Origin of the sequence: Exiguobacterium aestuarii (assembly GCF_020171655.1) — a bacterium.
Taxonomy (GTDB): Bacteria; Bacillota; Bacilli; order Exiguobacteriales; family Exiguobacteriaceae; genus Exiguobacterium; species Exiguobacterium aestuarii_A.
On sequence record NZ_JAIVAC010000001.1, the window covers coordinates 1725088 to 1747481 of the forward strand.

A 22394-nucleotide genomic window follows, 5' to 3' on the forward strand; every position below is an offset into this window, starting at 1 on the left:
CGATTTCAATTCGCTCCATCCATTTCCTTATGAATGCGTAGCAATTCATTTTTGTATAGATCAGAACGACCTCCAAAAATCGCTTGAATGTTGTTTTTCACTTTGACGACTCCCGCTGCTCCGAGTGCCTTTAGTTCATCCTCATTGATTTGAGAAACGTCACTTACTTCAACACGAAGGCGTGTGAAGCATGCATCGATATCACGGATGTTCTCTCGTCCCCCAAGTGCCTCTTCAATCGCAAGTGCTGTAGTTTGAATCGCTGATTGACCTGACTTTTTATCATTGTAGTCTTTACGCGTAAACAGTTTCGCTTCTTGTCCGCCACGCCCAGGTGTTGCCAAATTCCATTTCTTGATGGCGAAAGTAAAGATACTATAGTAAACGATGAAGAAACCAACGCCGACGACGATATTCATCCACCAGCGTGGTGTACCTGGTAAAACGTTCACTAAAATATAGTCAATCAACCCTGATCCTCCAGCCCAACCGATATGTGTATCGAGCGCATACATGAGCGCGAAGGAAATTCCCGTCAACACACTATGGATGACATACAGGACAGGTACCACGAATAAGAAAGTGAATTCAATCGGTTCTGTGATTCCTGTTAGAAAAGCGGTACCGGCTGCTGCAATCAACAAACCTCGAACGACAGGACGTTTGTCCGGATCAGCCTGACGATACATCGCGAGCGCCGCCCCGAGTAAACCGAACATAATGATTGGGAACTTACCAGACATGAAGCGTCCCGCCGTCACTTCGACACCTTCCGCGATTTGAGCAAGGAAAATATACTGATCACCGTTCACGACCGCATCACCGACCGTTGCTGTTCCACCGAGAGAAGTCCACAGGAACGGAGCATACCAAATATGGTGTAATCCAGTCGGAATCAATAACCGCTCCAACATCCCATATAACCCTACGTATGCAGGATTAGTCGCATCACTCGCGATGACGTTTGCCATTGAAGTTAGTGCCGATTGAATTGGCGGCCAGATGAGCATCATGACAAATCCGAGTAAGATTGAGAAGAAGACCATCACAATCCCGACAGAACGATCACCTGCAAAGAATCCCAACACTTCTGGTGGATTAAATGTATGGAACTTTTTATAAACCCATACTGCGAGCAATCCGACCGCAATCCCTCCGAGTACACCGGTTTCAAGGGAAGGAATACCAAGTAACATGCCATATTCCCCACTCTCAGCAGCCATTTCTGCCGTGATACCAAGAGAGATTGAGATTGTCGTATTCATAATGACATATCCGACGAGTGCTGCGAGTGCGGCAATCCCTGATCCCCCTGACAAACCAACTGCGACCCCGATTGCAAAAATGATTGGTAAGTTCGCAAAAATACTAAGACCAATTTGTAACATCCCAGCACTGATCGCTTCTACCGTTCCGTTCTGTAAAAAAGTCCAGCTATCTGCTAAAGGACCTGTGAGTGCCGCACCTAGTCCTAGCAAAATTCCGGCAGCCGGTAATAAAGCGACCGGTACCATGAGCGCCTTCCCAAACTTTTGAAAAACTCCAAACCATTGACTCATTCGATTCACTCCTCATCTTGTAAGCGTTATCAATCTGGACAATGAGAAAAGGGATTGCCTCCCCTCTCTAGTTACCGTATTGCTACTGTCTCGCCCGATTTTAATTCCGGCCAGTACGTTCTGTTTTCCTCAATCAAATCATCTAAGATTCGACGAGCCACCGGTGCATCGACGACTGTACGATTGAGTGTCAGCGCCTGAAGTGCCTTTTCATAACTGTTTTCGAAGTATGCGTCGACAACGAGTTGTTCATAAGCAAGCTGTCCTTCAATCATTCCTTTGTAAAAACGAGGAATCTTTCCAACTGCGAATGGTTTCGGTCCACGATTGGTAAGCATCGCCGGCACTTCAACCATCGCGTCGTCTGGCAAATTCGAAATAATTCCATCATTTTTCACCATAACGATGAAAATATCTCCGTTATTGTAAGCTAACGATGCAGCGACCCGAATCATATAGCAGCCGTGGATATCGACCTCTAGATGGACGTTTTCGAGCGAGTCATCTTGAATAATCTGATCGCACATCGAGAAGACACGCTCTTGACGTCCGTTGATTACCTGCCGCGCCCGTGTGTTCGTGACATCTTCTTTTTCTGCCATGTCAGATGGATATAAATAATATTGAAGGTACGTGTTCGGTAAGTACTCTGGGAAATCCGTCAGCATCTTCTCTACTTGTTTGAACGTCTTGATCCAAGATGGGTCATTCGCAATCTCCGAATCTTCCGGGATGAAACCGTCTTCTAAAATTGTACGTTTGATATCTTCAGTCAATTCATTTCCTTCTTTATCGAAGATACCTGTGAACCAACCAAAGTGGTTGAGTCCGAAATATTCCGGAACGAGATCCCATATCTCTTTACCGAGAATCTTCGCATAGCTCACCATGATTGCTGCCGGCATGTCGCAAATATTTAATATTTTTTGATCGTCCGGGTAAGCACGTTTGAGCGCCTCGGCGACAATCGCAGCAGGGTTCGTATAGTTTAAGATCCAGCCATCCGGTGAGCCGGCGCGAATGTCAGAGACGAGTTCAATCATATCTCCGATTGAGCGCATCCCGTATGACATTCCGCCCGGTCCACACGTTTCTTGTCCCACCACGCCATGTCGAAGCGGAATCTGCTCATCTTTTTCGCGCATTTCCAAACCACCTGTCCGAATTTGGACGAAGAAGAAATCCTTATCCTTAAAAGCATATTCTTTGTCCGTCGTGTATTCGAACGACTCGAGTTCTGGATAATGCTCACGCAAGATGACTTCACTCGCTTTCGCGACACGTTCTTGACGTAATTCATCTGTATCGTAAAACGTGATGGAACGAAGTGGGAAGTGTGCTTTTTCCTCAATCAAACTCATGATCATGCCGATTGTGTACGTACTACCTCCACCGACGACTACGAGACGCTGTGGTTTTTTCATGTGTGCGTTCCCCTTTCAATACATATCTAATTGATTACAATACAAATCTAATACATATTATTTGAACCGTCAACACCTTTTTGAAAACGTTTTATTTTTGTATACTATGAGTAATGAACGCATACAATCAGGAGGTTATCTACATGAAAGCCAAATCTCCGCTATACCAGCGGATCGCTCAGGAGATGCGCACGTTTATCGAGACCGGCGATTGGGCGCCCGGTGAAGCGATTCCGACAGAAGCACAACTCGTCGAGGAATTTAAAGCGAGTCGAGTCACCGTTCGACAAGCCGTCAAACTACTTCAAGAAGAAGGATTGCTTTGGAAACGACAAGGAAGCGGCACATATGTACAATCCGAAAAGATTGAACATAATATGTACGAATTAAAAAGCTTCACTGAAGACATGAAACGGGAAGGAAAGGACGTCACGAGTAAAGTACTTACTTTCACCGTTCAACCTCCGACTGAAAAAATAAGGGAAATACTCGAGCTCGATGAAGATGCTCTTGTCTACTACATTCGTCGTTTACGCTTTGCGAACGGAGAACCACTCATTGTCGAAGATACGTATCTTCCACTCCAACTATTTCCGGATTTAACGTATGAGGTAATGACACGATCGAAGTACGATTACATTGAAAATGTCAAAAACCTGAAGATTGCAGACAGTGTTCAGGAATTTATCCCGGTCTTGCCGACGAAAGAAATTGCTGAAATGCTCGAGGTGAGCGATCGAACACCGATACTCAAAGTCGAACTATATTCGTTTCTCATGGATGGCAGCCGCTTTGAGTTCACCGAAACGTATTTCAAGAGTGAAGAGTATCGCTTTATCATCCGTGCCGGCCGGAGACATGAAACGACAAACACCCAGTGAATTTAACGATTCACTGGGTGTTTTGATGAATGACGAGCGACAGTTTGTAGTTCACATATTTGCTAAGTCCATCTAAAAATGCATTCAGTTCTTGATTCGTCGGGAAGCGACATTCGAGTAGATAGCACCCATCCCCGCTCACCTTGTAGTTATGTCTCACGAATTGCCGATGCTCTTTAAGAAAGAGGAGATAAGGATCGTGAAATGTACTCGTCGTGTAGATTGTAATCATCGCATGAATCGGTAGACCGATTCGTTCCTCGTTGATTCGAATCGTATATCCTTCGATGACCCCTAGGTCTTCTAACTTTTTAACGCGTGTGGCTGTCGCTTGCCCCGTCAAGTGAATGACTTCGCCTAATTCCTTCATCGTCATCCGACTATTTTGTTGCAAGGCTTCAATAATACGTCGATCTGTTGCGTCCATGTGGCAACTCCTTTCATCATTCAAGTAAATCAATAAAAAGACTTGAATGAAGTGATGTCTTACAAAACGGATACGTTCTACACTACATATATACTACATGGAAAAAGGAGAATCACCTATGAACATTCAATTGATCCGAAATGCGACACTCCGCCTTGAATACGCTGGAAAGACGTTTCTCATCGATCCGTTCCTTGCAAAGAAAGGCACATATCCACCTTTCCCAAACTCGGCACGTCAAGATGAGAACAACCCACTCGTTGAATTGCCGATTTCGATTGAAAATCTTCTACACGGAATTGATGCCGTCATCTTGACCCATCTTCATCTCGACCACTATGACGAAGTCGCAAAAGAGGTGCTTCCAAAAGAGCTTCCGATCTTCGTTCAAAATGAAGCAGACCAAACCACAATCCAACAGGATGGATTCACAGATGTTCGCGTGTTGACTGAATCGACCGAATTCGAAGGTATTCATCTCGTCAAAACGGTCGGGGAACATGGTCGAGGCGACATTTTATCGTTGACTGGTCAAGTGTGTGGTGTCGTCTTTACACATGAAACCGAAAAAACATTATACGTCGTAGGAGATACAGTTTGGTATGAAGGTGTCGCTGAAACCATTCAATCACATCGTCCAGAGGTGATCGTCGTCAATGCGGGAGACAATCAATTCTTAGAAGGTGGTTCACTCGTCATGAATGAAGTGGACGTGCTTCATGTCGCAGAAGCTGCCCCAGAGGCTCGCATCATCGCCGTTCATATGGAAGCAGTGAACCACTGGAACTTGTCGCGCACTGACTTACGAGCTTATGCAGAAGAGCATCAATTTGCCGATCGACTATTTGTTCCTGAAGACGGTGAATCACTCAGTCTATAACAAAAATCACCTGAAACGCGTGTTTCAGGTGATTTTCTTATGAGGCGATCGATTTGGAAGTAGATCCTTCTTTCGCTTGTTTTACGTTCCCTACATACAATAATCGCAATGCGACAACCATTAGAATCAACGCAATCAACCGCTTCGTGTCGAATGGAATCACAGCACCTTCGAACCATCCAAAATGATCAATCACCATTCCCATTGAAAGTTGACCGATGATGGCTGCTAAATTCGCTGCAATGACACCTATTTTTGGAACTGCTAGAATCGTTAAAAATAGATAACCGACTCCGAGCCAGACGGCACTCAATTGCCAAATCGGAGCGTCTAAAATGCTTAAAATCTTCCCGCTTCCAAAGAACAAAACGAGTAAAAACAACATCATGGCTCCCGTAATGAATGTTAAGAATGCACTTTCTAATGTACCTGCTTTACGGCTGAACGCGCCGTTCACAGAAGATTGAGCGCTCAGTAGCGCACCTCCAAGAACGGTGACGAGTAATAATAAAATAGACATGTTTGCAACCTCCCGATCAATAAATTAAGAATAACGATACGATCATCAGTGCGACCGCAATGATTTTCTCTTTTCGAACTGTCACTTTCGGACTTCCGAGCCAACCGTTGTGTTCGATCACCATACTCATGATCAATTGACCGACGACGACACTGCTCATCGCCATACCGACCCCAATCAACGGGATCCCGACGACAAGAATCGTGAGATAAATCAATCCGAGTAATCCACCTGTCAACTGCCACTTCGGCGCTTCTTTTGTATACGACAACTTGCCTTTGCCGAAGAATAATAACGCCACACCTAAAATAATCGTACCGACAGCAAAGTTATATAAACTACTTTCGAGTTTTCCGATTGTCTCTCCTAAACTCGCATACATCGCTCCCTCAAGACTGAGCGCCACACCCGCTAAAAAAGCGAGGACATAAAAGATTGATTTCATCCTGTCTTCCTCCATTTCCATAAGCTGCTTATATCTATATTTCGAGAAAAGTCGAAATTAAAAGCGCGGAAAAGAGTCAAAGCTCTTCTCCGATATACCGAGACAGTTCTTGGAGCACTTCTTCATTTCTTCGATAGTACGTCCACTGCCCGTGTCGCTCTGACTCTAACAATCCAACGCTTTGCATCATTTTTAAATAATGTGAGACCGTCGACGGGGATAACGTGGTCTTCTCTTGGATATCCCCAACGCAGACTCCTCCCTTCTCGCTCATATTCTTCGTGAGATGCGCTGTCGGTTTGTCAAAGTGACGCATCGGCTCTTTCAACCAATGCAACATTTCGAGCCTCGTTTCATTTCCCAACACTTTAAATAGTTCCACAGCATTTTTCATACGCTCATGTTATTCGATAATTCTCGAAATGTCAAAAAAAGACTCTCATCTTTGATTGATGTGAGTCTTTTTATACATTTCAAATCTATTCTTCCATGATTCGTATAAGCTATGATGTGAAGTAGTTCTTATACTTTTATTGTAGTTTTCCCCATTTCCTTGTTTGCATTTAATCGACGTTCTGCATTCCTAGGGCTACCTAACAAATGAATCGTATACGTTCTCACAACTACCCATTCATGCTCACTATATATCAAAACATTTGCCTATTTTACGACGAATCATTTATAAATTTTTGTCCGTATATAAAATCAACACTCAACAAAGGCGGTATGTGTATGCATCACGAGAACAAAAAGTTCATTCACTTATTCAAAGACGGACAGTTCGATGACATTTATCATCAAATGTCCGATTCATGCAAATCTCATTATTCCATGGACACGTTTCATCACGAAGCGTCTTCTTTTCATCATGGAATTCGGCGCTATCGTCTGCTCAATGAGATGATGTTGAATGGGAATCGGTATGTATTATGGTCGGATTTCCGAAAAGAAAAGTTATTGTCCGTTCAATTCAATCGCGTGAATCAAATTGAATCCATTCAGATGACGGTCACATCCTCTTCAAAAGAGACTAATCCTTTCACGAAAAACAAATACCATCTTCCATTCAAAGAGCAGTGGTTCGTCGTCTCCGAAGGGACGAACGTCGGAATGTATCTTCATGAACCGATTCGAAAGAAACGTGATGGTTATGACTTTTTGAAAACAAAAGATCAGCAACCCTACAATCACAGAAAAGTTGGGATGAATGGCTCGTATGCGTTCGGAGAACAAGTTCTGTCTCCGCTCGACGGTACGGTTTATCAGGTCGTCGATGGATTAGCAGATGAACCAAATCCTGATCATCCACTCGGCAATCACGTCATCATTCAACACAAACATGATGAATACAGCCTTCTCGCCCACTTAGAGAGCGGTTCGATTATCGTCAAAGTTGGAGACCAAGTGAAAACCAAAAAGTTGATTGCCCGCTGTGGACGCTCTGGAAACACATTAGAGCCACGTTTGCATATGCGTGTCATGAATCACCCAGATGTGGACACCGCGACCGCTCTCCCGATTCGATGGAAAGGCCGAAAGCGACCTGTGCGTGGAAAAGTGGTCACCTCCCGCGAAGAGGATGCTTGGTCAAATGGGCTCGTAGCCCTCGATTTTTCAGAACTGCTTTTTTACATCATTCAGGCCATCCCGCGATTATTCTTTCGCTTTTTCGGATAAGAAAACCCCTCAGAAATCTGAGGGATCCGTGATCACATATCCAAATCTGTAAACGCGAGTGGAACGAGTTCCCCAAGCGTCACTTCTTTCACATCGGCGTTGCCGTTTGTAAGGAGTACTTTGAAGTCAGGGTCACCGAATTCGACCATGACCTGGCGACAGATGCTGCAAGGTGGCAAGAAGTCTTCCGTGTCCCCAGACACGGCAACTGCTTCGAAGTCACCTTTCTTGTATCCTTGTGCGATCGCTGTGAAAATCGCAGTACGCTCTGCACAGTTCGTTGCTCCGAACGAGACGTTCTCGACGTTGACGCCGTCGATGACCGTGCCGTCCTTCATGAGAAGTGCCGCACCGACGCGGAACTTCGAATATGGTGAATACGCATTGTCCTTCAATTGGCGTGCGCGCTCGACTAATTGTTGTTGGTTCATCTTAAGTCATTCCTCTCGAATATCGAATGAACTGATGCCAGTCCCCGTGCCTCTCATTTTTGGGCAGGATTTATAGCATACACCTCTCCGAATCAAGAAGTCAACAAAAATTTGAAAGCGGTCACAACTTCACTTCAAACTGGCTTCATATTCCACGTTTGCGCCGTTTGACGCGATCACTTGCTTATACCAATCAAATGAGTCTTTTTTACGACGTTCCATCGTTCCGCTACCATCGTCATGGTAGTCCACATAGATATATCCGTAACGCTTCGCATATTCTCCGGTCGACGCACTAACGAGGTCGATACATCCCCAACTCGTATACCCAATCAACTCAACGCCGTCTTGAATCGCCTCATGCATCTCACGAATGTGGTCCTTTAAATATGAGATTCTGTAATCATCATGAATCTGACCGTCCGTCTCGACTTGATCGAACGCCCCGAGTCCATTTTCAACGATGAACAATGGGAGTTGATAGCGATCGTATAACTGGTTAGCCGTTAGACGCAATCCTTTTGGATCGATTGTCCATCCCCATTCCGATTGTTGCAAGTAAGGATTTTTGACTGTCGGAAAGACGTTGCCTGCCGTCATCTTGTTGAGAACGTCTGGGTCCGTGCTGATGCACCGGCTTGAATAGTAGCTGAACCCGATGTAATCTACCGTATGTTCGCGTAACAATTCTCGGTCACCCGGTTCCATCACAATCTCGATTCCAGCTTCTTTTAACTGTCGGAGTGCATAGCCCGGGTAAGCACCTCTCGCCTGCACGTCGATAAAGAAGAAGTTCTCCCGATCTCGTTCCATCGCCTTCTCGACATCATCCGGATTACACGTATAGGGATACGTCATCGCGGCCGCGAGCATACATCCGATTTGGAGATCTGGATTGATAGTATGACCAATTTTGACAGCTGCCGCACTCGCCACTAATTGATGATGCGCAGCCTGATATTGAATGTGTCGTTTGTTCTCCCCTTCTTGGAAAACCAAGCCTGCCCCCATATAAGGGAGGTGGAACAGCATGTTGATTTCATTGAACGTCATCCAGTAACGTACTTTGTGATGATAACGATTTAAAATCGTCTCGGCATAGCGTTCAAAGAATGTTACCATCTTCCGATTGCGCCAGCTGCCGTACGTTTGAATCAAGTGAACCGGTACATCAAAGTGCGCCATTGTCACGACCGGTTCAATCCCGTGTTTCAATAACTCGTCAAAGACGTCGTCATAAAATTGAAGTCCTTCTTCATTGGGCTCTAGTTCATCCCCTTTTGGAAAAATACGAGCCCAGGAGATTGATAAACGTAACGCTTTGAATCCCATCTCGGCAAAGAGGACGATATCCTCCTTGTATCGGTGATAGAAATCGATCGCCTCGTGTGAAGGATAAGTTTGATTTTCAAGCGGTTCGTAACTTGGTAATTCGCCTAGCATAACTGCTCGTCTTGTCGGACCGCTCGGAATCAAGTCAACCGAAGCGAGTCCTTTCCCTCCTTCTACATATGCTCCTTCAGTTTGATTGGCCGCGATGGCGCCACCCCATAAAAAATTGTTTGGAAATTGCATCGACTCATCCTTTCTTATGCGAGCGCAGGATTTCCTTGCGTGCTCACCCATACTTGTGTTTGATCAAATGTGACGTGACGTTCTTCTGGTAAATTCGTAAAGATTACGGGCGTAATGACTTCATAGCCAGCCGTTTGAATCGCTTCGATGTCAAAACTGATTAACAACTCGCCTGCCTCAACGCGCTGCCCTTTTTCCACATGAAGGTCAAAATGCTTTCCGTCTAATTGAACAGTATCAATTCCGACGTGTACTAAAATCTCCAGACCAGAATCGGACTGAATCCCAATGGCATGCTTACTCGCAAATACGGCGGTCACTTCACCGGATACCGGGGCAGACACTTTTCCTTCTGACGGGATGACGGCAAACCCTCGACCCATGGCACCACTTGCAAAGACTTGGTCTGGAACTGTCTCAATCGAGACGATTTGGCCTGGCACCGGACTCGGAATCGTCATGCTGTCTGTCGTCGTTTCTGTCATCTCTTCTTCAATCGGATCGTCTTCAAAACCGAGTACATACGTTAAGACAATCGATAAGACGAATGAGACCGCGACACCAAGCAACAATCCGTAAAAGGCTGTCATGCTGTCACCGATAAAGACGGGTAACGTCAACAATCCTGGAGGACCTGATGCGACGGCGACACTGCCGAAGTGTCCGACGATCCCCCCACCGACGGCGGCACTGATGACCGCTGCGATAAATGGTCGTTTCAGACGTAACGTGACACCGTATACAGCTGGTTCTGTGATTCCGAACAAGGCGGTGATCCCTGTCGATCCGGCAAGCGTCTTCAATTTCTTATTTTTTGAACGTAGCATGACACCAAATGATGCACCGGCTTGGGCAAAGATGGCAGGTGCAGTCGCCGGCTTGATGTAGTCGTAGCCTTTCGTCGCGATATTGTTGATGAAAATCGGGACGACACCCCAGTGAATCCCGAAGATGACGAGGACTTGCCATACCCCAGCGATGAATGCACCCGCTAAAATCGGGTTGAATGCCAAGACTTTTAAAATGAATGCGGCAATTAAATCCCCTGATGTCACACCAATTGGTCCGAACACAATCAATGTGAGCGGGACAATCGTCACAAGCGAGATGAGAGGCGTGACGAAGTTTTTGACACTTTCATGAATACGTTGGTTGAAGAACTTTTCGATATAACTCATAATCCAGATGGCTAAAATGATTGGAATGACCGTTGATGTATATGACATCATCATGACCGGAACTCCAAAGAAGTCTGTCGGGACCGCCTCATTTTTCAACTGGATGATGGACGGATAGATCAATGCGCCCGCAACCGTCATGGCAACAAACTGGTTCGCACCGAACTTCCTTGCTGATGTAACCGCTAACAAAACAGGCAAGAAGTAAAATAAGCTGTCCGCTGTTGCGTTCAAGATAATATATGTCGTTTCATCCGTCGCGAGCCAGCCCGCGTTCGTCGCGATCGCCAACAATCCTTTCAAGATCCCCGCCCCTGCCATGACGCCAAGAAGTGGTGTGAAGATACTTGAGATAATATCGATGGCACGACCGAAAATGTTTCCTTTTTCTCCGTCTGACGAGTCGTCAGTCGGTCGGTCAATCAAGTTCGTCTGCTTCCCGATTGCCTGATACACTTCCGAGACGTTGTTGCCGATGACGACTTGGAATTGACCTCCACTCTCTTTCACGGTGATGACGCCGTCTAGACGTTCCATGTTTGCTTTATTGGCTTTTGACTTGTCTTTTAGCACGAAGCGTAAACGGGTCGCGCAATGGACAAGTGATTTGACGTTGGACTCCCCACCCACTTGCTGGATGATTTCTTTCGCGAGTTGATCGTATTTCATATGGCACCTCCATTTTGTTTGAAAACGAAAAGAAACCCAGACGAAAACGAGGAACGTGGCTCATGAATACACGTATCGTTTCATCTAGGTTTCGCCTGCATGACCAGTGACAATCCTAATGAATATTCATTTGATAACCATATAATAACTATATAATCAATTAAATGTCAATCAATATTTTTGATCTTTAATTAATCGAGTGAGATGGACGGTCAAATAAAGCTTTTCTTCATCCGTCAATGTATATTCATACTTCTTGCGAATGAACGTAGATACTTTTTCCGTGCACGCATAGGCCATCGGATATTGTGTTTTGACCAAGTCAAAAAGCGGTCCCTCTTCTCCCCCGTATTCCGTTTGTGTCACAAGACGCTGTGCAAAAAATTTAAGATGCGTCACAAAACGGTGATACGTCAAAGATGACTCATCCCACTCTAGAGAGAAATGATACTTCACGAGATTGAGAATTTCTTGAATGACTTTCGTCATCGCCACGATGTTCGGCATTTCCTCATTCAATTCCGCGTTGACGATATGTAAGGCAATATAAGCTGCCTCATCCTCCGGTAACGTGATCTTCAGTTTAGACTCCATCAGTTCTAGCGCTTGCAAGCCGACCCCAAACTCCTCCCCGTACAGGCGTTTGATTTCCCAAAGCAAGGCATTTTTGATGTCGAGCCCTTTCTCATGACGTTCGATGGCAAACTGTAAATGATCGGCAAGCGACACATATAGCAGTTCATTCAGCTTTTTCCCGAGCGTCAACTTCGCCAAATTAATGATATCGTCTGTCAATGTAATCACTTCTACTGGAATTTCTTCTAACAACAATTTGAATCGTTCATGGTTCCCTGCATCATCCAAGTAAAAAACCTTATCGACCTGTGATTCCGAAATGTGTTCTCCCGAACTACGCTTAAATCCAATTCCTTTTCCCATGACGACTCGCTCTCGTCCAGCCTCATCATATACACTGATCACATTGTTGTTAAAAATTTGATGAATAATCATGGTTGTCCTCCTTTCAGACCCATAAAAATAGAAAAACCCAAATCAAAAGACACGTTCCACACGTGTAACCTTTGATTTGGGTTTCGCCTGCATGACCAGTGACAATCCCTATTCCTCTTCTATATTAAACGATTTATGTATACGGTTACAAGAGTGTTTTTTCATATTCAATCAAAAAGGAGTCACGTCCCATTTTCACACGACGTAACTCCTGTTCATTCTCGCCTTATACCAACTCGAGTTGCGCAACAGGCGCCTCTTCCGTTTCTGTCTGCACGTGATGGCGACCAATCGGAATGACGGACGGTGAACCGGATACAGGGTCACACATGACCGAACAGCGAAGGTTGAAGACCCGATGGATCAAATCACACGTGATGACGTCCGACGGCTTCCCTTCCGCAATCAACTTCCCTTTATCGAGTGCGAAAATATAGTCCGCATAACGCGCTGACAAGTTGATATCGTGAAGCACCATGACAATCGTCGTCCCGTACTTTCGGTTCAAGTCCGTCAACAAGTCGAGAATCTCGACTTGATACGTGATATCGAGATACGTTGTCGGTTCATCTAAAAAGAGGACGTCCGTCTGTTGAGCCAGTGCCATCGCAATCCAGACGCGTTGACGCTGTCCGCCTGACAACTCGTCAATCGGACGATCCGCAAACTCCGTGATGTTCATCATCTCCATCGCCTCGGCGACGGCCTCGTAATCGGCTTTCGTCCATCCCTTCAAGAACGATTGATGCGGATAACGACCGCGACCGACGAGATCGGCGACCGTGATCCCTTCCGGTACGACCGGGGACTGTGGCAACATCCCGAGGACACGTGCGAGCTTTTTCGGTGCCATCTTCGAGATCGGCTTGTCGTAAAGCGTCACTTGACCAGCACTCGGCTTGATGAGGCGTGCCATCGTCTTCAGTAGCGTCGACTTCCCGCAACCGTTCGCACCGATGATGATGCTGATCTGGTTGCTCGGAATTTCAAGACTGATATCGTTCAAAATCATCTTGTCCTCGTATCCTGAGGTGAGATGTTCCACTTTCATAATGGATGCCATTTAGAAGTCCCCTTTCTGGTTCATCCGAATCAACAAGTATAAGAGATAAGGCGCGCCGATGATGCCGGTGATGACACCGACCGGATAGCGTGCCGTGAAGGCGAATTGTCCGACGAGGTCGGCCGCGAGCACTAAGATGATGCCGACAAGCGCTGCCGGCAAGATCCCGGCGTGGCTCGTCCCGACGAGCCGTTTGGCGATTGGTCCTGCCAAAAAGGCGATAAAGGCGATCGGTCCTGTCGTCGCTGTCGCGAGAGCGAGCATGAACACCGCCGCAACGATGAGAAGCAATCGGGTTTGGTTCGTATTGATTCCTAGCCCTGTCGCCGCCATTTCACCGAGCTCGAGCATCTCGAGCTGACGGGTGAGTAACAATACAATCGGTAAACAGATGAGTACCGTGATGATTAAAGGCGGCAACTCCTCTAGCTTCGCCCCATTCAAGCTTCCTGTCAACCACCGCATCGCCATCGCGACATCGTTTTGTCGGCTGATGAGCAGTAAATAGTTGATGACAGCTGTCAGCATCGCTTGAATCCCAATCCCAACCAAGACGAGACGACCAATGGAGAACGCGGCACCTTTGGATAGGAAATAGATGACGAGCACGGTGACGAGTCCTCCGATAATCGAGGCAATCGAGATGACCGCTTCGCTCGACTGGAGAACGACGATACAGAAGACGGCAGCCGCACTCGAACCGGTCGTAATCCCGATGACATTCGGATTAGCGAGCGGGTTACGGAGCATCGTCTGGAAAATCGTTCCCGCGGCACCAAACGCCGCCCCGGCGAAGACACCGGCGAGCATGCGTGGTAAACGAAGGACCTCTACGGCGAACGTTGCCCCTTTCACATCTTCTCCGAGCAAGACGCGGATGACATCCTGAACGGGATAAATCGTATTGCCTAGCATAAGCATCAAGCCGCTCAATGTGAGCGCGATGACGGTCAAGAGAAGCGTCATCCCGACGTAGCGACGACGGCGCTTCATGCGTCCTTGTCTGATTTGTTCAATCGCTGGTTGCATCATAATCCTCGTACTTTCACTTTCATCGTCAATAGAATCAAGATCGGGGCCCCGATAAACGCCGTCACAATCCCAACCTCAAGCTCTCCCGGACTACCAAGCAAACGTCCGATGACGTCCGAGAAGGTCAGAATGATGGCACCGGCTAGGGCAGACATCGGCATGAGATAACGCTGGTCTGGACCGAGCACGAGCCGAATCAAGTGCGGGGCGAGTAAACCGATGAAGCCGATCGGGCCGGCAAGCGCCGTCGCCGCCCCGCATAGAATGACGCCTGCGAACGAGGCGGTCAGCTTCAACGTACCCGTTCGAACCCCAAGACTCTTGGCCATCTCTTCCCCGAGTGCGAGTGCGTTCAAGGAAGGTGCGGTCACGACTGCAATCACGAGACCAATCAATAAGAACGGTAAAAACGTATAGATGGAATCGACATTCCCCGCGCCGACGCTCCCGACTTGCCAGAAGCGGAACTGATCCATGACGTTTGACCGCGGGATCATGAGGGCCATGACGAGGGATGACAACGCCGCACTCGTCGCTGCTCCCGCCAAGACGAGTTTGAGCGGGGTCGCCCCACCTCGACCGAGCGAGCCGATGCCAAAGACAAAGATGGCCGTCAACAACGCCCCGACGAGCGCGAACCAGATGAACGCACTCGCTGTCGAGATATTGAAAAACGCGATTCCGATGACGACAGCGAGCGCTGCTCCCGTGTTGACCCCGAGAATACTCGGGTCGGCGATTGGGTTACGCGTCACCGACTGCATGAGTGCCCCCGCCACACCGAGCGCTGCCCCGCACATGAAACTGAAGATCGTCCGGATGACCCGCTCCCGGACGATGTCCGCTTCATACGACTGAACAGCCGGGCGGAATAAACCGTCCAGCAGTTCATTCCACCCGACTGTCCGTGAGCCGAAGGCAAGGGATGCCAGAATACATATCACCGTCAGTACGAGCGTCCCGATCAACAGGAGCGGGAAGTGCTTCGGGGTATGCATCTGCTTCACCTGATGTTGCATCATTTTACTTTCGCGAGCGCATCCGATACGCGTGAGACGTACTCATCGATCGTATATTCAATCGAGAGCGGCGTCGGTGTACCTGCCGCTGCGAGTGGCGTGTTATCTTCGATCAAGACGACCGATCCGCGTTCGATGGCTGGCACTTTACTGTAGAGTGGGTCTGCTTGGAGCGCCTTCAACGTGTCTTCATTTCCGTAAGTGACGAAGATGTCAACGTCGTTCAAGATGTCAGCATTCTCTTTACTGAGTTCAAGATAGAAGCTATCTGTCTTCTCTGCTTCGTCGACAATGTTTTGTGGATACTCCATCCCGAGTTCTTCGATGAAGGCACCACGTGGGTCACCCGTCGTATAGATATAGAATTTTGAAAGGTCTTCCGCGCTCATTGAGACGAATGCGGCTTTCTTTCCAGCAATCTCAGGAACGGCTGTCGCTTTGTCGGTGATCAACTGCTCCGTGTCCTTGATCAATTGTTCGCCTTCTTCACCAAGTCCCATTGCGAGTGAGTCGTAGCGAACCATGTCTTGCCATGACGTGACCCACGGTGTTTCTTGGTACGCCACGACCGGCGCGATTTGGCTGAGCGTGTCATAGTCTTCTTGCGTGATCCCTGAGTAGGCCGCCAAGATGACGTCTGGGTTTGAATCCGCGATTGCTTCAAAGTCTAATCCGTCTGTGTCTTGATAGATGTTCGGGTTCTCTTCCCCGAGTGCTTTCAACTTCTCTGCCGTCCATGGAAGCATACCGCTGTCGTCTTGGACACCGTAGTTCGCAGCCGAGAATCCGACCGGTACGACGTCGAGCGCAAGTGCGACGTCATGGTTCCCCCATGAGATCGTTGCGACACGTTCTGGTTTCTCTTCGATGACCGTTTCACCGAATGCGTGCTCGATTGTGATCGGGTAACCTTCTGCCGATTCTTCTGTCCCTTCATTCGTGGAAGCGTTCTCAGCTTCTTCCGAACCACAACCGGCTAAGATGAGTGCGAATGCCGACACAAAGATGAACATATGTAACCATTTCTTGAATGTGTTGTTCACGTGGTTTTTCTCCTTTTCGAACTTCTCTGTATTTTGTCGATACTGATAATCATTATCAGTTATGAGTATAGACCTGCTCCTAAGTCATGTCAACCGCTATTCGGCAAAGAAATATGAAAAAACCTGCCGTTTTAGGACAGGTTGCTTACGACTTTCGATGCCGTCGCATGACGTCTGCGATCGGTTTATCTTGTTTTTCAAGCTCGGATACGATTCGTTCATGATCCGTGTCGCTTCGGTTTTGACTTAACTTGAACGTCGCCTGGATGTCAGTGATGTCAATCCGAAACCCGACGACGCCCTGCATCTGTCGCTTCACCGGTTCCGATAACGTTTCCCAACGCACCGCATGCTCACGCTCCCCTTCGTGCTCACTTAATAATTCTGCAAGTTCCTCAACTAATTCTTCCTCGTTGAGAATCGTTGCACGTCCATATACATGTACGGCTTGATAGTTCCATGTTGAGACGTCTTCATGACCGTACCATGACGCCGATACGTAGGCGTCTGGTCCTTGGAAGATGACGAGAACGGTTTGATCTTCAATTGTTCGCCACTGCGGATTCGCTTTCGCAATATGTGTCGTCAGTTGTCCATTTGCCTCATTGAATCGTAACGGGACGTGCGTCGCAATCGGCTTGTCTCCGTCATGCGTCACGATCGTACCAAACGGATGGGCATGCAAAAAAGCAAAGATGTCAGCTTCGTCTTTCACAGAATAACGGCTTTGGATATACATGTCGAACCCCCTTTCCCCTATTATATTCTGAACAAGACGGGTATAACGACACAGAAGGAGGAATGTTTTTATGAAACCAACCATCAAAGCAATCGTCTTTGACGTATATGGCACCTTATTCGACGTCCATTCGGTGAAGGACGCCTGTGAACAAGAGTTCCCTGAGAAAGGGGCAGCCATCAGCCAAGTATGGCGGACGAAACAACTCGAGTATTTCTTTTGGCGCCACATGATGGGACGCTACGAAGACTTCGAGTCGGTGACTCGGGACGCACTCCATTACGCTTTAGCCGTCCATGACGCAACATCAACGGAGGACATCGAACAACGTCTGATTGAATCGTATGCGCACCTGACCCCGTATGAGGAGGTCGAATCAGTCCTGAAAGAGCTGCATGACGTGAAGACCGTCATCCTCTCGAACGGGACGGACGAGATGCTTGAGGCACTGCTTCACAACGCCGGTCTTGCCGATTATTTCGATGAGGTCGTCAGCGTCGACGGGATCAAACAACCGAAACCAACGCCAGCCGCCTACATGCATTGGTTCAAGACGTCCGGTCTTCGTCGTGACGAGGTGCTCTTCTTATCGTCGAACGGATGGGACATCGCCGGGGCGAAAAACTTCGGCTTCCATGCCGCCTGGATCAATCGGAACGACTTGCCGTTTGAAGCGTTCGATGTGGAACCGGATACGATTTATGAAGGTTTGAACGGGATTTTGGAATGGGTCTAACCTGCTTCGGTCGAAATATGAGAAAATAGAGAAAATAGGACCGAAACGAGGGAGAAAGATGGCACATCGTATTTACACGACGAGCTTTGCGAGCGTCTATCCGCTCTACGTCGCCAAAGCCGAACGAAAAGGACGGACGAAAGAAGAGGTCGACACGATCATTGAGTGGTTGACGGGATATGATGAGACCGGACTCGAACGTCAAATTGAGGATCAGGTTGATTTTGACACATTCTTCGCTTCAGCACCTCGCCTGAATGAAGATCGCGCCCTCATCAAAGGCGTCGTCTGTGGCGTACGTGTCGAGAACGTCGAAGAGCCGCTCATGCGCGAGATTCGCTACTTGGACAAACTCATCGATGAGTTGGCGAAGGGCAAGAAAATGGAGAAGATTCTACGGGGAGGCGAATTATGATGGACGTGACGACACTCGTGGACGAGGCGCGCCTCGATTCCTTCATCCATCTGATCGAGGTCATCGATGAGCATCTACCAGAAGGGTTTGAAAAGACGACGGACGGATATGGCGTCCATTACGTCGTCCCGCTCGAGCGATATCCGTCCGGTTATCATGTCACACCGGGGACTCCGCTTCCATTCATCAGTGTAATCGCGCAAAAGCGCCATGTCGGACTCTATCATATGGGCATTTACGCCGACCCTGAGTTGCTCGCCTGGTTTGAACAAGAGTATGCGAAACGCGTCCCGACGAAACTCGATATGGGGAAAAGCTGTATTCGCTTCAATAACGTGAAACGGATCCCGTTTGATTTAGTCGGGGAACTCGTCGAGAAGATGACTGTCGATGAATGGATTCAGCGCTATGAAGGAAACCGAGGCTAACGCTTCGGTTTTTTCGCACATTCGTTTTCTTTTGTGAACCGAGTATACGGTATGCTTAGAAAAAAGGAGGGACGCCTCATGCCACGCTGGCTGAAAATCACTTTGTTCTTACTCGTGTTCGGCACGTTGTTCTATATCACCCATTTCCACTATGAGTTGCGTCCGTCTGACATTCGGGACATCGTCTTGTCATTTGGATTTTGGGGGCCATTATTCTTTATATTCCTTTACGCCATCGGTCCGGTCGCATTTTTACCGACTTCCGTGCTGTCACTTGGAGCCGGTCTCGCGTTCGGCGTATGGCCAGGGGTCCTCTATATCATCATCGGAGCGACCGCCGCCGCGACGACCGGTTACGTCATGGGACGCTTCTTCGGACGCTCGGTCGTCAATGTCGACCGCTATCCGTGGTCAGAGAAGCTGTTCACTCAGATGGAGCGCCGCGGCTTCTTATATGTGTTCGTCTTACGACTCATCCCGCTCGTCAGTTTCGACTTGCTCAGTTACGCCGGAGGGATCTCGCGCGTCCGTTTCCGTGCGTTCGTCCCGGCGACCGTGCTCGGCATGATTCCAGGAACGTTTGCCTACAGCTTCCTCGGGGCGAGCCTCGCGTCAGGTAGCGTCACGACGATTTTCATCGCCGCACTCGTCTTCGTCGGATTGATTGTCATCACATATATCTTCCGTGAGCCCGTCAAGAAATGGCTTGGGTTAAATTGAGAAATCGATTTTCCTTCCTCACAAAAAGGCGTTTGAATCCCTAAACCCTAATCCTGTAAATTATATGTGGGAATAATATCCACATTATTAATTGAAGGAGAATCGATTCGTGCTAAAAAAATCAATCGTCTGTTTGGTCACTGTATTCCTTTTGTTCATTTCCTCTGTTCCGGCTTCCGCAAGCGAGCTCCATCCTCGTTATAATAAAGGTGAGATGGTCTATCTAACGTTCGATGATGGACCGAATCAGTACACACCTAAATTGCTAGACGTCCTAAAACGCTACAACGTGAAGGCGACATTCTTTATTCTTGGAAAGAAAATCAAAGGAAATGAAGCCATTCTTCAACGGATTGTTGACGAAGGACATACCATCGGACTACATAGCATGACCCACGACAAAAAGACTTTTTATCATTCGCCGAAAACGGCAGTCAACGAGATGAAACAGGTTCAACAGTTAATTTTTGATATTACCGGTGTGAAGTCGACAACGATTCGTGTCCCTTACGGAAGTGTGCCACATATGACAAAAGCACATCGCCAGGCGATGGAGAAGGCCGGCTTCCGCATGTGGGACTGGAACGTTGATACGCTCGACTGGAAATACAAAAAGGACCAGAACGTGATGCGCTATCAAACCATCAAGCAAGTGCGTGCCCATCGTTCTTACTATCAGGCATCGATTATCTTAATGCACGATCACTCCACTTCCCCAGAATCTCTCTCCTATATGTTGAGACACTTAACGCGTGAGAAGTTTGTATTTTTGACGACAGACCAGGCAAAGGAACCGTATCATTTCTACAAAAAATGGTATGGAAAATCACATTGAACGCATGAACTGGAGCCTCGCGCTCTTTTTTTGTGCGTCGAATATGCATTTTCAATAAACTTCTGGGACATCCGTCCGATATGTATAGAGCCACAACAAATGAACACGAGAATGTGAGGAAAGAAACATGAGTTTGATGAAAAGAAACCAGTTGATGTTGTTGACGACGTTATTGATTGTGATGACGTCGGTTGTCGTCCATTTGCTTCACCGTTTTACGGAATTTGCCTACACGTATACGATTTTACGAAACGGCGCGGATGGCTATGTGTACTCGAGTGTGACATGGGTTCTCTTCGCACTCCCACTCGTCTTCCTCGGGATGATGCTCGTCAGCCTGAAGCGAGAAAGCAAGATGTTCTCATATTGGATGATGCTGACGCTCACCTTTGCGAGCATCTCGACGGTCGCCGGTGGACAAGGACTCGTCGAGTATCACTTCTCCATCTTTGTCGTCTTGGCCATCCTGTCGTTCATGCGTCGCATCGACTTGATTTTGTATAGTGCCGCCATCTTTGCGGTACAGCATTTAGCAGGATATTTTTTATTCCCTGCGCTCATTTGCGGAACGAGTGATTATCCGTTCAGCTTGTTGCTCGTCCACGCCGTGTACTTGATTCTGCTCAGCGCCGTACTCGTCGTTCAGATTCATTTCCGAAACAAGGAAACGGAACGTGCCGAGGCGCATGAACAAGAGACGCGACAGTTATTGCAACAAGCGATTCATGACGTCAGCTCCCTCGTTCAGTCCTTGAATAGTCACGCGGAAGAACTCGAATCGGCTGCGAATCAGTCGCTCGAATCCGGGGAACAAATCGCCATCACGGTCGACCCAATCGTCGCGCACGCTTCGTCTCAACAAGCTTCGATGGTACAAGGAGCGGATGAGATCCAATCGATTCGTTCGCTGACGGCACTTATCCAAGAACGAATGGCGCAAACGGCAGCGGCTTCGTCCCGTATCGCCAAAGACGCCCTCTCCGGAAATACGGATATGCGCCTCATGGAAGAAAAAGTGCATGAAATCATCACGGAGTCCGAGCAACTTGAGCAAATCGTCGCGACGATGACGAATCGTTCGTCTGAAATCCAAGGCATCTTGCAGCAAGTCGGCTCAATCAGTGAACAGACGAACATGCTCGCCTTGAACGCATCGATTGAAGCGGCCCGCGCTGGAGAAGCTGGTCGTGGATTCGCCGTCGTCGCCTCTGAAGTCGGGAAGCTTGCCGTCCAGTCTCGAGAATACGCATCAGAAATGACGCGCGTCCTCGGTGGATTGATGGAAGATACGACGGTCGTCTCGAAGTCAGCTCACCTCTTCAAACAAGCGACTGAAAACTGTCAAACGGTCACAAACGACGTGACGGCTGTCTTCGGTCGTCTCACGGAAGACGTATCGGAAATCGACGCACAAATCGCCTCAATCCAAGAGACGAGACAACTCGTGACGACACAGATGGAGACACTCGAGACACGCCTCGAATCGACGAAACATGCTTCAAGTGAACTGCAACAACAGATTTACCACGTGGCTGCCGCAACGGAAGAACAGGTAGCTGTCCAAAAAGAACTCAGTTCCATGTCGGACCGCCTCGCCGTCACGGCGAACGCACTTGAAGATGTGACGACCCAACTCGAAGATCACGCATCCCGCGCCTAACACAAATGCCCCCGACCGGTTGGTCGG

General features: G+C 47.9%; 24 protein-coding genes. 9 read left to right on the plus strand and 15 right to left on the minus strand.

Annotated features, from left to right (window positions below; all coding sequences use genetic code 11):
- Nucleotides 1–5 precede the first annotated feature (5 nt).
- Both LCM29_RS08955 and LCM29_RS08960 read right to left on the minus strand, forming a co-directional pair.
- Nucleotides 6–1559, minus strand: coding sequence for a PTS transporter subunit EIIC (locus LCM29_RS08955; RefSeq protein ID WP_224862174.1), 1554 nt, complete (start codon nt 1557–1559; stop codon nt 6–8).
- A gap of 71 nt (nt 1560–1630) precedes the next feature.
- Complete coding sequence (locus tag LCM29_RS08960) at nt 1631–2983, minus strand: 6-phospho-alpha-glucosidase (RefSeq protein WP_224862175.1); 1353 nt, start codon at nt 2981–2983, stop codon at nt 1631–1633.
- A 143-nt stretch (nt 2984–3126) separates the two neighbouring features.
- Here LCM29_RS08960 and LCM29_RS08965 point away from each other — a divergent pair, with 143 nt between their 5' ends.
- Nucleotides 3127–3864, plus strand: coding sequence for a GntR family transcriptional regulator (locus tag LCM29_RS08965; RefSeq protein WP_214744468.1), 738 nt, complete (start codon nt 3127–3129; stop codon nt 3862–3864).
- Between the two features lie 10 nt (nt 3865–3874).
- On the opposite strand, the gene LCM29_RS08970 is transcribed toward LCM29_RS08965, so the two are convergent.
- The gene (locus LCM29_RS08970; protein ID WP_224862177.1) at nt 3875–4291 is read right to left on the minus strand and encodes an Lrp/AsnC family transcriptional regulator; all 417 of its coding nucleotides are present in this window, start codon (nt 4289–4291) and stop codon (nt 3875–3877) included.
- 118 nt (nt 4292–4409) lie between these two features.
- On the opposite strand from LCM29_RS08970, the gene LCM29_RS08975 reads away from it, so the two are divergent.
- Nucleotides 4410–5171 (plus strand): MBL fold metallo-hydrolase, encoded by a 762-nt coding sequence (locus LCM29_RS08975; RefSeq protein ID WP_224862179.1) that lies wholly within the window; start codon nt 4410–4412, stop codon nt 5169–5171.
- 37 nt (nt 5172–5208) lie between these two features.
- Here the strand turns inward: LCM29_RS08975 and LCM29_RS08980 are convergent, their stop codons facing one another.
- The 3 genes from LCM29_RS08980 to LCM29_RS08990 all read right to left on the minus strand — a co-directional run bounded on the left by LCM29_RS08980 (nt 5209) and on the right by LCM29_RS08990 (nt 6530).
- Nucleotides 5209–5691, minus strand: a complete 483-nt coding sequence (locus LCM29_RS08980; RefSeq protein WP_214874893.1) for a DMT family transporter — start codon at nt 5689–5691, stop codon at nt 5209–5211.
- 16 nt (nt 5692–5707) lie between these two features.
- A complete protein-coding gene (locus tag LCM29_RS08985) occupies nt 5708–6136 on the minus strand; it encodes a DMT family transporter (RefSeq protein WP_214744477.1) in 429 nt (142 codons plus the stop codon).
- A 76-nt stretch (nt 6137–6212) separates the two neighbouring features.
- Nucleotides 6213–6530 (minus strand): ArsR/SmtB family transcription factor, encoded by a 318-nt coding sequence (locus LCM29_RS08990; protein WP_214742031.1) that lies wholly within the window; start codon nt 6528–6530, stop codon nt 6213–6215.
- 338 nt (nt 6531–6868) lie between these two features.
- On the opposite strand from LCM29_RS08990, the gene LCM29_RS08995 reads away from it, so the two are divergent.
- The gene (locus LCM29_RS08995) at nt 6869–7813 is read left to right on the plus strand and encodes a M23 family metallopeptidase (RefSeq protein ID WP_224862181.1); all 945 of its coding nucleotides are present in this window, start codon (nt 6869–6871) and stop codon (nt 7811–7813) included.
- 32 nt (nt 7814–7845) lie between these two features.
- Here LCM29_RS08995 and LCM29_RS09000 read toward each other — a convergent pair whose 3' ends face one another.
- The 9 genes from LCM29_RS09000 to LCM29_RS09040 form a co-directional block, all read right to left on the minus strand.
- Nucleotides 7846–8244 (minus strand): cytidine deaminase, encoded by a 399-nt coding sequence (locus tag LCM29_RS09000; protein ID WP_026825163.1) that lies wholly within the window; start codon nt 8242–8244, stop codon nt 7846–7848.
- Nucleotides 8245–8373: 129 nt separating this feature from the next.
- Entirely contained in the window at nt 8374–9819 is a 1446-nt protein-coding gene (locus LCM29_RS09005) for a 6-phospho-beta-glucosidase (protein ID WP_224862183.1), read from the minus strand.
- 14 nt (nt 9820–9833) lie between these two features.
- Entirely contained in the window at nt 9834–11666 is a 1833-nt protein-coding gene (locus LCM29_RS09010) for a beta-glucoside-specific PTS transporter subunit IIABC (protein ID WP_224862185.1), read from the minus strand.
- Nucleotides 11667–11837: 171 nt separating this feature from the next.
- Entirely contained in the window at nt 11838–12677 is an 840-nt protein-coding gene (gene licT / locus LCM29_RS09015; RefSeq protein WP_224862187.1) for a BglG family transcription antiterminator LicT, read from the minus strand.
- A 226-nt stretch (nt 12678–12903) separates the two neighbouring features.
- The gene (locus tag LCM29_RS09020; protein ID WP_214687506.1) at nt 12904–13740 is read right to left on the minus strand and encodes an ABC transporter ATP-binding protein; all 837 of its coding nucleotides are present in this window, start codon (nt 13738–13740) and stop codon (nt 12904–12906) included.
- Complete coding sequence (locus tag LCM29_RS09025; protein WP_224862189.1) at nt 13741–14772, minus strand: FecCD family ABC transporter permease; 1032 nt, start codon at nt 14770–14772, stop codon at nt 13741–13743.
- Nucleotides 14769–15770 (minus strand): FecCD family ABC transporter permease, encoded by a 1002-nt coding sequence (locus LCM29_RS09030; protein WP_412093975.1) that lies wholly within the window; start codon nt 15768–15770, stop codon nt 14769–14771. Before LCM29_RS09030 ends, LCM29_RS09025 begins: the two co-directional genes overlap by 4 nt.
- A 20-nt stretch (nt 15771–15790) precedes the next feature.
- On the minus strand, nt 15791–16804 hold the full coding sequence (locus LCM29_RS09035; protein WP_263600836.1) for an iron-siderophore ABC transporter substrate-binding protein: 1014 nt from the start codon (nt 16802–16804) through the stop codon (nt 15791–15793).
- Between the two features lie 175 nt (nt 16805–16979).
- Nucleotides 16980–17573, minus strand: a complete 594-nt coding sequence (locus LCM29_RS09040; RefSeq protein ID WP_224862195.1) for an FMN-binding negative transcriptional regulator — start codon at nt 17571–17573, stop codon at nt 16980–16982.
- 70 nt (nt 17574–17643) lie between these two features.
- Here LCM29_RS09040 and LCM29_RS09045 point away from each other — a divergent pair, with 70 nt between their 5' ends.
- From LCM29_RS09045 to LCM29_RS09070, 6 genes are all read left to right on the plus strand, one after another.
- Nucleotides 17644–18309, plus strand: coding sequence for a haloacid dehalogenase type II (locus tag LCM29_RS09045; protein WP_224862197.1), 666 nt, complete (start codon nt 17644–17646; stop codon nt 18307–18309).
- A gap of 58 nt (nt 18310–18367) precedes the next feature.
- On the plus strand, nt 18368–18724 hold the full coding sequence (locus LCM29_RS09050) for a DUF2200 domain-containing protein (protein ID WP_224862199.1): 357 nt from the start codon (nt 18368–18370) through the stop codon (nt 18722–18724).
- A complete protein-coding gene (locus tag LCM29_RS09055) occupies nt 18721–19152 on the plus strand; it encodes a DUF1801 domain-containing protein (RefSeq protein ID WP_224862201.1) in 432 nt (143 codons plus the stop codon). The genes LCM29_RS09050 and LCM29_RS09055 overlap by 4 nt, the downstream gene beginning before the upstream one ends.
- Before the next feature lie 78 nt (nt 19153–19230).
- On the plus strand, nt 19231–19872 hold the full coding sequence (locus LCM29_RS09060) for a TVP38/TMEM64 family protein (RefSeq protein ID WP_214744494.1): 642 nt from the start codon (nt 19231–19233) through the stop codon (nt 19870–19872).
- 109 nt (nt 19873–19981) lie between these two features.
- The gene (locus LCM29_RS09065; RefSeq protein WP_224862203.1) at nt 19982–20707 is read left to right on the plus strand and encodes a polysaccharide deacetylase family protein; all 726 of its coding nucleotides are present in this window, start codon (nt 19982–19984) and stop codon (nt 20705–20707) included.
- A gap of 127 nt (nt 20708–20834) precedes the next feature.
- A complete protein-coding gene (locus tag LCM29_RS09070) occupies nt 20835–22367 on the plus strand; it encodes a methyl-accepting chemotaxis protein (protein WP_224862205.1) in 1533 nt (510 codons plus the stop codon).
- Nucleotides 22368–22394: the final 27 nt, after the last annotated feature.

What these genes read in the sequence shown, in the direction of transcription:
- LCM29_RS08955 (WP_224862174.1), bottom strand. Translation starts at nt 1,559, where the DNA reads ATGAGTCAATGGTTTGGAGTTTTTCAAAAGTTTGGGAAGGCGCTCATG.
- LCM29_RS08960 (WP_224862175.1), bottom strand. Translation starts at nt 2,983, where the DNA reads ATGAAAAAACCACAGCGTCTCGTAGTCGTCGGTGGAGGTAGTACGTAC.
- LCM29_RS08965 (WP_214744468.1), top strand. Translation starts at nt 3,127, where the DNA reads ATGAAAGCCAAATCTCCGCTATACCAGCGGATCGCTCAGGAGATGCGC.
- LCM29_RS08970 (WP_224862177.1), bottom strand. Translation starts at nt 4,291, where the DNA reads ATGGACGCAACAGATCGACGTATTATTGAAGCCTTGCAACAAAATAGT.
- LCM29_RS08975 (WP_224862179.1), top strand. Translation starts at nt 4,410, where the DNA reads ATGAACATTCAATTGATCCGAAATGCGACACTCCGCCTTGAATACGCT.
- LCM29_RS08980 (WP_214874893.1), bottom strand. Translation starts at nt 5,691, where the DNA reads ATGTCTATTTTATTATTACTCGTCACCGTTCTTGGAGGTGCGCTACTG.
- LCM29_RS08985 (WP_214744477.1), bottom strand. Translation starts at nt 6,136, where the DNA reads ATGAAATCAATCTTTTATGTCCTCGCTTTTTTAGCGGGTGTGGCGCTC.
- LCM29_RS08990 (WP_214742031.1), bottom strand. Translation starts at nt 6,530, where the DNA reads ATGAAAAATGCTGTGGAACTATTTAAAGTGTTGGGAAATGAAACGAGG.
- LCM29_RS08995 (WP_224862181.1), top strand. Translation starts at nt 6,869, where the DNA reads ATGCATCACGAGAACAAAAAGTTCATTCACTTATTCAAAGACGGACAG.
- LCM29_RS09000 (WP_026825163.1), bottom strand. Translation starts at nt 8,244, where the DNA reads ATGAACCAACAACAATTAGTCGAGCGCGCACGCCAATTGAAGGACAAT.
- LCM29_RS09005 (WP_224862183.1), bottom strand. Translation starts at nt 9,819, where the DNA reads ATGCAATTTCCAAACAATTTTTTATGGGGTGGCGCCATCGCGGCCAAT.
- LCM29_RS09010 (WP_224862185.1), bottom strand. Translation starts at nt 11,666, where the DNA reads ATGAAATACGATCAACTCGCGAAAGAAATCATCCAGCAAGTGGGTGGG.
- licT (WP_224862187.1), bottom strand. Translation starts at nt 12,677, where the DNA reads ATGATTATTCATCAAATTTTTAACAACAATGTGATCAGTGTATATGAT.
- LCM29_RS09020 (WP_214687506.1), bottom strand. Translation starts at nt 13,740, where the DNA reads ATGGCATCCATTATGAAAGTGGAACATCTCACCTCAGGATACGAGGAC.
- LCM29_RS09025 (WP_224862189.1), bottom strand. Translation starts at nt 14,772, where the DNA reads ATGATGCAACCAGCGATTGAACAAATCAGACAAGGACGCATGAAGCGC.
- LCM29_RS09030 (WP_412093975.1), bottom strand. Translation starts at nt 15,770, where the DNA reads ATGCATACCCCGAAGCACTTCCCGCTCCTGTTGATCGGGACGCTCGTA.
- LCM29_RS09035 (WP_263600836.1), bottom strand. Translation starts at nt 16,804, where the DNA reads ATGTTCATCTTTGTGTCGGCATTCGCACTCATCTTAGCCGGTTGTGGT.
- LCM29_RS09040 (WP_224862195.1), bottom strand. Translation starts at nt 17,573, where the DNA reads ATGTATATCCAAAGCCGTTATTCTGTGAAAGACGAAGCTGACATCTTT.
- LCM29_RS09045 (WP_224862197.1), top strand. Translation starts at nt 17,644, where the DNA reads ATGAAACCAACCATCAAAGCAATCGTCTTTGACGTATATGGCACCTTA.
- LCM29_RS09050 (WP_224862199.1), top strand. Translation starts at nt 18,368, where the DNA reads ATGGCACATCGTATTTACACGACGAGCTTTGCGAGCGTCTATCCGCTC.
- LCM29_RS09055 (WP_224862201.1), top strand. Translation starts at nt 18,721, where the DNA reads ATGATGGACGTGACGACACTCGTGGACGAGGCGCGCCTCGATTCCTTC.
- LCM29_RS09060 (WP_214744494.1), top strand. Translation starts at nt 19,231, where the DNA reads ATGCCACGCTGGCTGAAAATCACTTTGTTCTTACTCGTGTTCGGCACG.
- LCM29_RS09070 (WP_224862205.1), top strand. Translation starts at nt 20,835, where the DNA reads ATGAGTTTGATGAAAAGAAACCAGTTGATGTTGTTGACGACGTTATTG.